Origin of the sequence: Shewanella submarina (assembly GCF_042646185.1) — a bacterium.
Lineage (GTDB): Bacteria > Pseudomonadota > Gammaproteobacteria > Enterobacterales > Shewanellaceae > Shewanella > Shewanella corallii.
Genome location: NZ_JBHRTD010000020.1, coordinates 1 through 14,891 on the forward strand (window position 1 = coordinate 1; position 14,891 = coordinate 14,891).

Sequence of the window (14,891 nt, forward strand, 5' to 3'; positions counted from 1 at the left end):
CGGCACGCCGTTATCCAGCATGGCCTGGGTCACGGTGCCGTTAAACAGCTCATTGCCATCCTGGTCAGTAACAATCAGGGTATCGCCGACGGCGGTACCCGCGCCCAGGGTGACGGTGATGTTGATGTCGCCATCCAGCTCAGTGTCGTTGATGTAGCCGTCGTTGTTGGCATCTTCATCAATCACCACGGTCGGTGCTGCCGGGGCACCGGTGCCCACCCCGTAATCCAGAGTGGCGGAGTCAGTGCCTTCGGCGCTGTTGCCGGCGCTGTCGGTGACCGTGGCGGTAATGTCCAGCTCAGTGCCGGTGGCAGGCGGATCTATGCTCAGGTCGAGGCCATTATCCAGCATCTCCTGAGTGACCGGACCTGAGAAGATGACATTGCCATCCTGGTCGGTCACTTCAATGGTGTCACCCACTTCAGTGCCAGTGGCCAGGGTGACGGTGATGTTCACCTGACCGTCGAGTTCAGCGTCATTGATGTAGCCATCGTCGTTGGCATCTTCGGTAATGGTGACCGTTGGGGCAGAAGGCGCAGTATCACCATAATCAAAGGTTGCACTATCACTACCTTGAGAAGTATTGCCTGCGACATCGGTCAGGGTTGCGGTAACAGTCAGTGTTTCGCCTGTTGGCAATGGAGCTGTCTCCAATGACAGGCCGTTATCCAGCATGTCTTGAGTGACGGTACCGTTAAATATCTCAACGCCATTGGCCATGACGACTAAAGTGTCGCCTACCTGGGTATCACTGCTTAGTTGAACCAGAATACCCACCTGGCCATCAAGTTCATCACTGTTGATGTAGCCATCGTTATTGGCGTCTTCAGTGATCTGGACACTTGGACCCGCAGGGGTATCAAGAATGGTGGCAGAATCAGAGCCTTGAGCACTGTTACCCGCAGGATCTTCAACCGTGGCGGTAACTTCCAGCGTTGTGCCGGATGCCGGTGGATTGACAGTGAGATCAAGCCCATTGTCCAGCATGTCCTGAGTCACAGTCCCTTCAAAGATGACATTGCCATCTTGATCGGTCACTGTAATCGCATCACCTACTTCGGTGCCTGACCCCAGTGTGATACTGATATCTATCTGACCATCAAGTTCAGTGCCATCAATGTAGCCATCATTATTGGCGTCGTCTGTGATAACCACTGTCGGCGCTGTTGGGGCACTGCTGCCATAATCCAACGTGGCGGAATCATTACCGTTGGCCGTATTGCCAGCTGGATCTGTAACAGTCGCTGTTACTGTGAGGGTTGTTCCTGTAGCTGGCGCGTCTATTGCCAGTTGCAGACCATTATCCAGCATGGCCTGGGTTACCGTGCCGTTAAACAGCTCATTGCCATCCTGGTCGGTGACGATCAAAGCATCACCGACAGCGGTTCCGGCTCCAAGAGTCACAGTAATATCGATCTGTCCATCAAGCTCGGCATTGTTTATGAAGCCATCGTTGTTGGCATCTTCATCAATGGTGACTGTTGGGGCGGCAGGGGCGCCACTGCCCACGCCATAGTCCAGGGTGGCGCTGTCAGAGCCCTCGGCGGTATTGCCAGCCGGATCTGTGATGGTAGCTGTGATTTCCAGCGTGGTGCCGGTGGCAGGCGGATCTATGGCGAGATCGACGCCGTTATCCAGCATGTCCTGAGTGACAGAACCTTCAAACAGTACGTTGCCATCCTGGTCGGTGATAACGATAGTGTCACCAACGGCAGTTCCTGCACCGAGAGTGACTGAAATATCTACCTGACCGGCGAGTTCACCATCATTGATGTAACCGTCATTATTGCTGTCTTCTGTAATAACCACAGTCGGTGATGTTGGCGCGCCGCTACCATAATCCAGAGTGGCAGAATCAGAACCATTAGCTATATTACCGGCGGGATCTGTCACCGTTGCTGTAACTTCCAGGTTAGTCCCGGTAGCAGGCGGATCTATATTGAGCTGCAGGCCATTATCCAGCATTTCCTGGGTTACAGTCCCTTCAAAGATGACTGTGCCGTCCTGATCTGTAACGACTATGGTGTCACCTACCTGGGTGCCATCTCCCAGAGTCACGTCAATTGCTACCTGGCCACCATCAAGCTCGTCATCGCTGATATAACCGTCATTATTGCTGTCTGTAGTCAGTACAACGGTTGGTGAGCTTGGTGCATCAGTGCCGTAATCCAGGATCGCACTGTCACTACCGCTGGCACTATTGCCAGCAGGATCAGTGACTTCGGCAGTGATCTCAAGGGTGGTTCCGGAAGGCGGGGTTTGAACGGATAGCTGCAGGCCATTGTCCAGCATATCCTGGGTCACAGGGCCGTCGTAGAGGGTGTTGCCATCCTGATCGGTAACCACAATGGTGTCACCCACTGCCGTTCCGGCACCCAGTGAAACAGTGATATCTATCTGACCATTTAACTCAGCGTCGTTGATAAAACCGTCATCATTTGTGTCTTCAGTAATGGTAACTGTCGGGGAAGATGGCGCGCTTGAACCATAGTCAAGGACGGCATTATCACTGCCTGCTGCAGAATTGCCATTGGCGTCTGTGATAGTTGCGGTAACTTCAAGTTGAGTGCCAGTTGCAGGCGGATCAATACTGAGCGGCAGACCATTATCCAGCATATCCTGGGTAACGGTACCGTCAAAGATGACGTTACCATCCTGATCCGTTACGACCAGCGTATCACCCACCTGAGCGTCATCAGCCAGAGTGACAGTGATGTTTACCTGGCCACCATTAAGCTCATCTTCGCTAATGTAACCGTCATTGTTAGCATCTGTTTCCAGTACAACGGTGGGTGCCTGAGGAGCAGGGGTTTCTGTGTAATCCAACACTGCTGAATCACTGCCTGAAGCAGAGTTACCTGCTGTATCGGTTACTGTAGCAGTGACAATGAGGTTAGTACCTGATGGCGGGACATTAACGGCCACAGTCAAACCATTGTCCAGCATGTCCTGAGTCACGACACCTGTGTAGATTACATTGCCGTCCTGGTCTGTGACGGTGACGGTATCGCCCACAGCGGTACCTGCACCCAGTGTTATCGAAACGTCTATCTGACCATCAAGCTCATCGTTGGTAATAGTGCCATCGTTATTACTGTCTTCTGTGATGACAACGGTCGGTGCGGCGGGAGCACCTGTTCCTGAACCATAATCAAGCAGGGCCGAATCACTGCCTGATGCGGTATTGCCAGCAACATCGGTAACTGTTGCAGTCAGTTGTAAATTGGTGCCGGTTGGTGGGGCATCAACAGATAGTGTCAGCCCATTGTCCAGCATCTCTTGAGTCACGACAGCGCTGTAGACTACATTGCCATCCTGATCCGTTACTGTGATGGTGTCCCCTACAGAAGTCCCAGCACCCAGAGTAATGCTGTAATCCACCTGTCCGGACAATTCACTGTCATTGATATAGCCATCGTTATTGGCATCTTCAGTGATTGTCAGTGTCGGCGAAGAGGGAGCAGTATCGCCATAATCCAGAGTTGCACTGTCACTGCCTACTGCGCTGTTACCTGCAGGGTCGGTAACTGTTGCCGTAATGGTGAGATCTGTGCCGGTAGGAGGCGGATCAATAGATAGCTGCAGACCATTATCCAGCATCTCCTGGGTCACTGGGCCGGTGAAGATGACATTGCCATTCTGATCGACAACAGTAATGGTATCGCCCACCTCGGTACCGTCGCCCATTTCAATAGTGATATCGATCTGGGTGCCCAGCTCATCACCATTGATGTAGCCATCGTTGTTGGCATCGTTATCGATTGAGACTGTTGGGCTGGCTGGAGCACCAGTGCCGGAACCGTAATCCAATATCGCTGAGTCGTTACCAGAGGCTGAATTGCCCGCAGGATCGGTAACTGTTGCGGTGATCACCAGAGTCGTGCCGGAAGCAGGCGGATCCATGGTGAGCTGCAGACCGTTATCCAGCATATCCTGAGTAACAGGACCTGAATAAAGCTGGTTGCCATCCTGATCCGTTACTGTGATGGTATCGCCTACCTGAGTACCAGCTCCCAGAGTGACCTGGTAGTTAATTTGACCGTTGAGCTCCGCATCATTGATGTAGCCATCATTGTTGGCATCTTCGGTAATTGTCACAGTAGGAGAGGCTGGGGCACCGCTGCCACTTCCGTAGTCGAGCAAGGCGTTATCACTGCCACTTGCTGTATTACCGGAAGGAGTGGTGACTGTTGCTGTGATGACTAAATTTGTACCTGTGGCAGGAGGATCGATCAGAAGAGCAATGCCGTTATCCAGCATGTCCTGAGTCACTGTGCCGCTGAAGATGACATTGCCATCCTGGTCAGTCACCTCAATAGTGTCGCCGATCTCAGTATCGCTGCTGAGGGTCACACTTATGTTTATCTGGCCATCCAACTCGGCATCGTTGATGTAGCCATCGTTGTTGGTATCTTCCGTAATCTGTACAGTTGGCGCTGCCGGGCCCGGTGGGTTGCCACTGTAATCAAGCAGGGCGCTGTCTGAGCCTTCGGCTGTATTACCGGCCGGATCGGTAACCGTAGCGGTAATTTCCAAAGTGGTACCAGAGGGAGGGACGTCGATAGTCAATGACAGGCCATTGTCCAACATGTCCTGAGTAACCGGGCCTGTGTAGAGTACATTGCCATCCTGATCAGTCACCTGAACCGTATCACCAACAGCGGTACCTGCCCCCAAATTCACAGAGATATTGATTTGACCATCCAACTCAGCGTCATTGATTACACCGTCATTATTGGTGTCGTCTTCTATGGTGACAGTTGGGGCAGAGGGTGCTGTGGAACCGTAATCCAGAGTGGCGCTGTCGCTGCCTTCAGCACTATTTCCTGCCGGATCAGTTACAGTTGCTGTGACTTCGAGATCTGTACCAGGAGCTGGGGCAGGGAAGGAAACCGTCAGGCCATTATCGAGCATGTCCTGGGTGACAGTACCCTCGAAAATAACGTTACCATCCTGGTCGGTGACGATGACCGTATCACCTACTTCTGTGCCGCTTCCCAGCGTGATTTCAACGTCGATATTGCCATCAAGTTCATCACCGTTGATGTAACCATCATTGTTGACATCATCGACGATATTGACCGTCGGTGCAGCGGGGGCACCATCTCCTGAGCCATAATCCAGAGTGGCGCTGTCACTACCGGTAAAGGTATTGCCGGCTGGGTCAGTAATGGTGGCAGTAATTTCCAGAGTGGTGCCTGACGCAGGCGGATCTATGGCGAGTTGCAGGCCATTATCCAGCATGTTCTGGGTAACGGGACCAGAGAAGATGACGTTACCATCCTGATCCGTCACTGTGATGGTGTCGCCCACCTCAGTACCGCTGGCCAGAGTCACAGTAATATTAACCTGACCATCAAGTTCATCATCATTGATATAGCCATCATTGTTGGCATCTTCATCAATGGTCACAATTGGGTCGTTGGGTTCTTGTGGATCAACAACAGAAACGATCGCAGAGTCGCTGCCCGAAGCACTGTTGCCTGCGGGATCTGTGACTGTTGCTGTGATCTCAAGCGGGCCATTAGCAGCAGGGACTGAGAGACTCAGGCCATTGTCCAGCATCTCCTGAGTCACAGTACCAGAGAAGATGACATTGCCATTTTGGTCTGTGACCTCAATGGTATCACCCACTTCAGTACCAGCCCCCAGTGTGACCGTGAAATCTATCTCACCATCCAGCTCACTGGCATTGATATAGCCATCGTTGTTGGCGTCTTCTGTGATCACAACAACAGGAGCTGCAGGAGCTCCCGTACCTGAACCATAGTCCAGAGTTGCGCTGTCACTGCCCTCGGCTGTGTTACCGGCAGGGTCAGTTACAGTCACATCAATAACAAGAGTGGTACCGGTTGGTGGTGGATCTATCGCGACCTGAAGTCCGTTATCCAGCATGTCCTGGGTGACAGGGCCAGAGTAGATGACATTGCCGTCCTGATCGGTAATCACGACATTGTCGCCGACTTCTGTACCCTCACCAAAGGTTATGCTGACGTTTATCTGGCCATCCAGCTCGTCATCGTTGATATAGCCATCGTTGTTGGTATCAGTGTCAATCACAACAGTTGGCGCTGTCGGTGCACTGCTGCCGTAATCCAGGGTGGCTGAATCGCTGTTCGACGCTACATTGCCAACGGGATCGGTTACCGTGGCCGTGACAGAGATCTGCGATCCGGTTGCCGGGGCAGGCATTGACAGAGTCAGGCCACTGTCCAGCATTTCCTGAGTGACAGGGCCTGAAAACAGCACATTGCCAGCCTGATCGGTAACCACCAGATTGTCACCAACACGTGTGCCTTCACCCAGTGTGACAAGAATCTGGATATCACCTTCCAATTCCTGATCATTGATAAAACCGTCATTATTGCTGTCTTCAGTGATAGAGATAGCAACAGTCGGCGCCGTTGTATCGACAACGCCAGTGAAATTACCACTTCCTGTATTGTTATCGGGATCTGTGACCGTACCATCGACGATATAAGGGCCCTCGGGGAGAGGAGCTGGAACTTCAACTGCGAAGTTGCCGTCGGGGCCAACTACGGTAGTTACTGTCTGCTGATTGCCTTCAGAGTCGGTAATGACAAGTGTGATAATGCTGCCTGGAGCAGCATTGGAGCTACCTGTAATAACGGGAGTGGTATCGCCTGTAACTGGAGGAGTATCAAAAGTCAGTGTCAGTTCTGCACGCACTACACTGTTGAAGCCGGTGTCCTCTACTCTGAGATCGCTTTCTTGATTAAGACCACTGGTGTCAAAGCCTGCCTTGGCTTGAGTAGATTGCCCTGTCCTGTCAATCGAGACGTAACCACTGTGTCCCTGAGTCGCCTGACCTGCCTGGGTGTCAGGTAACTCCTCAGTAGGATCTGAACCTTCTTCGATCTGACGCTGGATCGCGTCGATCTCTGCCTGCAGTGAGGCATCATCGGCAGAGGCTTGCTCTACCGGAGGTTGGATATCCTTTTCGGTGATCTCCGTACCATCGTCAAGAAGCAAAACAAACTGGGTATCGTCAGATATGGAGAGATTTGTTCCGGCCTGAACCCTCTCCCCGGCTTCGAGAGATTGTTCTGTGGAGCTATTTTGAATGACGATTTCGCCATTTACATACTTCAATAAACCGGCTTTTGGGGTGGTATATGTTCCCATGTGGACAGTCCTCAACAGGCTAAGCTATCCGGGTCAGAATTATCTGTGTGCAGAATGACCCTACAAGGCAGTGTAAAACACTAATTATCAAGAAAGAGTATAGATGTTAAAGGAGTGTGGGTTTTGCGTCAATTTTCAGCGGGATATAACACTGGGATAAGCTGTTAAAAAAGTAATAAAAACTATCAGAAAAACTTAATATAAATAAACGCACTGGATGTAAGTCGATGATGCGACTGCTAATACTTGAGTGTTACACATTGTAACACGTGAATGGCGTTACTCATCCGACCTGTTAAAAACTTGTTTGTTAGGTATGGAGAAGATGGGGATAGCCCTCTGGATTCGGGAGCTTGACGAGGGGAGGATTGTAAAATTCCGGGAGGGAAAAATTAAAAAAGGCAGGAACCAGTCCTGCCTTTTTGTCGATTACAATCTGTGGGAGTCATCGACTGTATAGATATTCCACTTCATATCCGCTGTCGTGTCCTCACCTACGACTTCTGCAATCACCCGTCGATTACGCTCATGGGCTTGAGGAGTGTGGGTTGGATCTACCGGGCGATCGAAGCTGTAACCTACGGCAGTCAGCCTGGATGGGCTGATACCAAATCGCTCTGCAAGCAGCGCAGTAATAGCGTTTGCGCGGTTCTGCGATAAGTCCAGATTGTGCTCGTAGGAACCCACCTTACTGCAATGTCCCTCGATAGTGACTTTGGTGTTGGGGTACTGACGCATAAATTCTGCGAGCTCTTCCACCTGGCCATAATATTTGGGATCCAGATAGTAAGAGTCATTGGCGAACAGCACTTTCAGCTCACGACGTTCATTGATCGGTTTGATCTGTCCGCAGCCATAGTTGTTGATGTTGGCCCCTTCGAGGGTCTCATCACAGCGCTCTCGGGCCTCGATCACGCCATCACGATCAAAATCGCGCAGATCTTTCACCTGAGCAGTTGGCGTATCCATAGTGATAATGTTGCTTGAACACGCACTCAGCAGCAGTGCCATTACGGCAATACTCAATGGTTTCATTAAAATGCCCCTCCTTTATAATTTTCTTCGCCGCTCCATACCTGAGGGCGGGTAACTCTCAGCGAATCAAGCAGTTGGCCGGTGGCATTCAGGACACGATACTGCGCGAGCAGTTCGTCAAACTCTGCCTGAAGGTAATCTTTCCTGGCCTCAAACAATTCGTTTTCAGTGTCCAACAGATCCAGCAAAGATCGCTGACCCAGGTTGAACTGTTGGCCATAGGCTACCTGAGTTTCCTTTGCTGCAACAACATGTTCACGAATAAATAGCTTTTGCTCGGGCAGAAGTTCATAGGCATTCCAGGCCAAACTGGCCCCCTCGGAGATCTGACGAAAAGCTCTTTCGCGGATCTCTTTGGCCTCTGCGATCTTATAGGCATTTTCACGGTTCTGAGCGGAGTCGGCACCACCATTGAACAGGTTGTAGCGCATGCGCACCATCGCCTGCAGGTCATTGCTGTGGCCACCCACGTCGCTGGTAAAACTGCGGCCGTCTTCGCCATTCAGATCGTTGTTCCAATTACCTGAAAGCTCGAGGGAAATGCTGGGGTAATAGGAGGAAACCGTGGCTTCTTTCTGGCTCTCTGCGGCCTTGATATCTTCACTGGCAGACTTGAGTACCGGGTGATATTCACCTGCCAACTTAAGGGTATCTTCAATACTTGCTGGCAACATATCTGCGTCGGCAACCGGCATAATCACATCCTGTGGCTGTGTGCCGGTTACCTTCTTATAGGCCGAGATGGTGTCAAACAGGTTGTTGCGGGCCGAAATGACATTGGCATTGGCGCGGGCTAAACGACCAGAGATCTGAGAAAGATCCGCGGTAGATCCCAAACCCGAGTCGGTTCTTTGTTTGATCTGGCTGTATATGTCCTGATGAGTTTGCAGGTTTTTTTCTGCCAGTGTCAGCACCTGTTCGGCCTGCATATAGGCCAGATACACCCGGGCAACTTCCAGCGCCATATCTTCTGCTGCTGCAGCCAGGTTCCACTGTTCAGCAGTCACTTCAAACCTGGCTCTGTCAACTTCGCTGCTGGTCAGGAAGCCGTCAAACAACATCTGACGAATGCTGACTCCAGCTTCACCTCTCTTGAGTTCTGTATCGCGCTCACCAACCGCTCCATTCAGAGGGTTGCGTCGGGTAGAGGGGCTGTTGGTGTTTTCAACTCCCCAGCCTGCAGAGACCTCAACGTTTGGCAGATAACCAGCAAACGCCTGATCTACCTGTGCCTCTCTGGCTTTGAATCGATTAAATACAATACGAAGTTCCGGATGAGTATCCAGTGTTTTGGCTACCGCCTGTTCCAGCGTGTCGGCGTAGCTGCTCATTGGCAGCATAGTTGCAGCGACAGCCAAAGCAGTTCCAGTTACTTTGGCAAGGTGCTTGAGTGTGCTCATGGTCTTCTCCCTGAAGAGCCTGATTGTGGTGTCACAACGCAGCTGTGACAGTTTCCGTGGTGACGCCAGCCACCACGGATCCGTTAAAATTAAGGAATGATTTTCAGATTCAGCTCATCAACCAGTGCTTCAAGTTGCTGGTTGTTGCTTTGCTCCGAGGTTTCGGTGTGGGATTGCTGAGACGTAGGCTCAGCGCCCCGGGTCAGCAAGCCATTGATGACATCTGCATCGCCCAGCACAACACCGTCAAGAATGATCTCCTGCTCGATATCTGAGTCATTGTCAGTGTTGATAGTGATCCTGGTCGATCTTCCATCTTCTGTAGTCGAGATCGTCAGGATCTCGCTGAGATCTCTATCCGCAACATCAATCAGCAGATCACTGATATCCAGGATATCTTCATCTTTATTGAAGTCTTTGATGATATCGCTGCCGGTATCTCCTTGCTGCCAAACGAAGGTGTCAGCGCCCAGGCCACCAATCAGAGTATCGTCGTCCAAACCGCCAATCAGTGTATCTGTGCCTTCTCCACCTTGCAGGATGTCGTTGCCAGCGCCACCATTTAATGTGTCTGCTCCGGCACTACCCTGGAGGACATCTATGCCGCTGCCACCTGTGAGTGTTTCACCATCAGCAATATCACGAACATTAGCATCACCCGATCCCTTGAACTCAAGGTCGATATCAATAGTTTCTCTGTCGCCATCGCTGTCAATAATATCTGCAGTGAGATCATTCAGTGATACATCAACAGTGCCTGTAGAGGCGCTCATACCGTTAACGAGGAAGCCGTCACCATTTGCATTGCTGCCCGATGGATAGGACAGCTCAATCTTGGTGATGGCAATATTGCTACTGATAGTCTCGCCGGACAGGACTGTCTTGCCAGCGCCTTCAACTACGGTTCCATCAGCCAGATAAAGCTTATAGGTTACTGCATTGGTGAAAGGATCGCCGTTTTTGGTTACAAAGCTAAAGCTGACCTGATTTGTTCCCTCAAGGAAGTGAGCATTTAATGTATCTGTACCGGACGTATGCAGACCATTACCCGCTCCAATGCCTTTACTATTGGCGTTGACTGTTGATTGCGAAGCTGTGGCAGAGAAGTAGATCTTTGCATCACCTTTGTCGTCGGTGTGTACTCCTGAACCATCAGCATTGATAACAAAGTAATCCTTATTGCCGCCTCCATTTTCTGTTTTAACAGTGGTGGAAGTTATGCTGGACTGAAGTGGCTGATATACATCCAATACATAGGAGTCTGAATTTGGATCTAAAGTCAGAGTAAACAATGTTTCCTCTGAATCGCCATTGATAACGAAGGCTACAAGCTCATCTTTATTGTCTGCATCTACTCGGAAATAAACGGTTTTACCCATATGAGTAAGACCTGAGTCGGCGCTGGTATTTGCTTCGCTCCAACCTGTGATATTACCGCTGAGGTCTGCGGTAAATCCATCATCGGCACCAGACACATTGAAGGTACCTGAGTATCTTCCTGCGGCAGTGATGTTTTCTATGTTTATTGATTCAGCTGACACCTCTGAATCTTCTACTTCAATAGAAACAGTACCCTTTGCTTGATTTCCATCTGTATCAGTAGCGATAACTTCAATACCGGATATGGTCAGCTCGTCAGTACCTGGCAGGTGCTTGAGCGGTACCAACAGCTCAGCTGTTACATCCACATCGCCTTCGTTTCCAGCTGTGATTGTGTCGTAAGCCAAAGACAGAATAATGACGTCTACACCATTGATGCTGCCTACCAAGGTGCCATTTCCACCCGGATTCCAGCTAAGTTCGTTGTTATCACTTTCATCCAAACCATCAACAGTGATTTTCATGTTGTCTGGGTGAGCAAAGGCTATGTTTTTGACATCGAAGTTTCCTGCAGTGAATTCAAGATCTTCAGTGTCAGAATCTGAGCCATCTTCCATGACGTCGTCATCGTCCAATTCAAGCTCAACTCTGTCTCCACCCATGACGCCATCCACCTGTTCCGGTGGCGTAGAGGTGGAAAGGTTGATGGTCAGTGTCGCGCTCGATTTATCGCCATCTTCATCTTCAATGGTGTAGGTGAATATATCTTTGGCTGTTGCTTCGCCATCTGGCAGCGACTCGGTTTGGGTATAGGTGTAGCTACCGTCCGCATTCAGGGTCAGTACACCGTATTGGCCCTGGATTTCGACGCCAATGTTACCTGAGGTATGTCCGTCGCCCTTGTCACCGGCCTCTACACCGACAAGGGTAATACCTTTGTCGGATTCGGCATGTTCATCTGTATCTGCACCAGCGAGATCATTGTTCAACACGTTTCCGGTAACACTCGGTGCATCGGACTGTACCGGCTTGATTTCGGCTACAATCTCATACTCACTCTCTCCACCTTCGGGGGTAGAGAAGCTCAGTACCGGTGTACCTTCACCGTTACTGTCTTCCGACAGGAAGCCGAGAATGTTCAGTACATACTCCACGCCACCGTAGGTAAATTCGTATCCTTCTGGCAGAGTCATGGTGACAGTGTCAGGATCGCTGCCATTACCGTTTGCAGTCTCATCGTGGCTGATTGGAATTGCGATAGATACCAGTTCGCCGCCAATGTTCAGTTGAATGTTCAGTGTGGTGGAGGTGATAACCGTGTCATTCAGCGTAATAGTGTTGTTTTCGTGCTCAAATTCGCCCAGCACAAAACGACCACCGCTAAGCATTACATCAACACTGAGATCATCGGCAGGCTCAAACTCGTACTCACTGCCGTCGTCGTCATCACCGATACCATAGCCCCACTCAATTTCAGCTTCGTCGCTGCTGAGCTCCTGACTGTCAAAGCCAGCTTTAATATCGGAAATCCCAATACTTACTGGCGAAACGTCCAGGTCTGCAGAATCGTCTTTGGCTTTGTGTTCACTGTCTTTGATATCAACTTTGATGGTGCTGGAGTCAGTGTCTCCATCTGCATCCTCAACGGTAACGGTGAACTCATCTGTTAGCGTGTTACCACTGCTGTGATCCTGGCCTTCAGACAAGGTGTAGTTGTAGCTGATTTCACCGGTTTCAGTGCTATATCCCAGGATGGTTAATACACCATACTCACCGATGATTTCCTGAGGGAAAGCGTTAGCTTCAGCTAGGTCAATATTTGTACTGATAGCACCTATGGTGATAGTAATGATGCTGAGGCCATCAGGCGCACTTACTTTGAGTTTGCCATCGGCAACGACATCACCATTTTGCAGCTGTTTTTCACTCACCAGCAGTGAGTCGGGATCCTGAAGGTGGATAAGTTTGTCAGTTTCGCCATCAAAGGTGATGGTGCCGCCATCAGTTTGCCCGTGAGAATCTACGGCTTCGTAGTCAAAACTTGGTGTGTTATTCACTTCAACGCTCTGTAGCACGAAGTTGGAGTTAGCACCGTTTTCGGAAGTGACATAAAGACGGATTTCGTCAAAATCGCCATATCCTTTGATATTGATGCTGCCCTCACCGGTTTTACCGAACTCGTTAAACAGGTCTGGTACAGGTATCAATTCTTGCAGCACACCATCTTTATAAAGGGCTATTTGGATGGTGGCATTATGTCCATCTTCGTCAAAATGACCCCAAATACTGCCCACATTAAGTGTGACATCAGAAACATCACCATTACCAAACTCGATAACTAAGGCTTCACTTTCTTGTGCGTTGACTTCGTTACCGTTTACGCCAAAGCCTTTTTCATTGTCTGCGTTATCAAATTGCAGCTTGGCATCCGTGAAAGTATTTTCATTGTGGATATCAGTAAATTTAACTGCAGATACAGTGATACCATTTTGCTCTACGGAGTGTTGATTAGCATCACCGGCGCCAGCTCTGAAGTGATAGTCCTCTGCTTCAAATACGAATTGTGTATTTTCATCAAACAGGTCGTCACGCCCAATATGTGCTTCGGTGACATCTTCCCATTCACCCGTTTCCTTGTTCAGGAACTTAAGGGTACCGCCACTTGGCAACGAGTTGAGCTTAATAGCCAGAGGAGCGTCATCAGCCGGATCGTTTGGTTTGCCATCATCAACGACATCGCTGACCAGATCTTCCTGGTCGGTATTTTCTTTACCCGAGAAGGTGAAGATCTCGCCTACATCATAGCTGCCGTCTTTGGCGCTGGGGCTCAAGTCTACTATTGCAGAGTCAGAACCTGGCACAGAAGTATTACCGGCCTTATCGGTCTGAGTGGCGTCGACAGTGATAGTTTCGCCATCGGCGACATCTTCATTCCAGGTAATCGTGCCTTTTACTGAGTCATATTCAAACTGGAAGTCTGATGGGCTACTTTCTAGCTGATTAGTTTCAACGTTCCAGACAAGTGTGACGGACTGAGCTATACCACCAATATTGATTGTTAGTGTTACATGACCGCCATTTTCCAGCTCAGAGTGATCGACATTGACTTGTAGTTGTACCTTATCGTTGCCTAGTTCGGCTTCGGTAATGGTGCCATCTTCGCTTGGGACATCATCCAATATGGTGACTGTAGGTATAGTCGGAGCGGTAGTATCAACACTGTAGCCTTCTTTGTCAGTGGCTGTGGTGCTGTTACCGGCGGCATCGGTGGTGGTGACCGACGCATCAATTGTTGCATCCGGGTCAGCTGCCAAATCAGCGCCGGGAACATTAATACTGAAGGTGAAATCATTGGCGACAGTGCCGGTAAAGGTCTTGCCGTTGATGGTCAATGTGACGGTATCACCAGGTTGGACATCACCGCCGACAGTACCGGTGATGGCAATCACCTGACCACTTTCTTCAGCATTGATGATGTCATCCTCAGTGATATTGCTATCCAGCGTGATACTGGCTTCTGGTGCAACATTGTCGACACCGGCAGTATCGTTGGCTTCAGCTGAAGGGTTACCGGCTTTGTCGGTCACCTGGGCACTGACGTTGACGTTGTTGACTGCATCAGCGACAGGCACTTCAACCAGCAGGCCTTCGTCCAGCATTGCCTGGGTGACAGGGCCGTCAAACAGCACAGTGCCGTTGCCATCTTTCACAACCAGAGTGTCACCAATGACCGTGCCAACGGCCAGAGTGATCTTGGCGGTGACGGTGTCGTCAATGCCAATCTCGTCGATGTTATAGATATCGTCAGCGCCAGCCCCCTGGAACTCAACCAGTGGGGCCGGGGCAGGGGTAGTATCAACACTGTAGCCTTCTTTGTCAGTGGCTGTGGTGCTGTTGCCGGCGGCATCGGTGGTGGTGACGGATGCATCAATTGTTGCATCCGGGTCAGCTGCCAAATCAGCGCCGGGAACATTAATACTGAAGGTGAAA

4 protein-coding genes are annotated in these 14,891 nt (G+C 50.4%); all 4 read right to left on the minus strand.

Translation table 11 applies throughout. From position 1 onward, the window contains the following. On the minus strand, positions 1–7,146 hold a 7,146-nt coding region (locus tag ACFOE0_RS22410), incomplete at its 3' end, for a retention module-containing protein (RefSeq protein ID WP_380712831.1). Positions 7,147–7,575: 429 nt separating this feature from the next. Next, on the minus strand, positions 7,576–8,181 hold the full coding sequence (locus ACFOE0_RS22415; RefSeq protein WP_248937908.1) for an OmpA family protein: 606 nt from the start codon (positions 8,179–8,181) through the stop codon (positions 7,576–7,578). Continuing rightward, a complete protein-coding gene (locus ACFOE0_RS22420) occupies positions 8,181–9,581 on the minus strand; it encodes a TolC family outer membrane protein (RefSeq protein WP_248937906.1) in 1,401 nt (466 codons plus the stop codon). Before ACFOE0_RS22420 ends, ACFOE0_RS22415 begins: the two co-directional genes overlap by 1 nt. A gap of 89 nt (positions 9,582–9,670) precedes the next feature. Further along, the gene (locus ACFOE0_RS22425; RefSeq protein WP_380712834.1) at positions 9,671–14,857 is read right to left on the minus strand and encodes an Ig-like domain-containing protein; all 5,187 of its coding nucleotides are present in this window, start codon (positions 14,855–14,857) and stop codon (positions 9,671–9,673) included. Between the last annotated feature and the right edge of the window lie 34 nt (positions 14,858–14,891).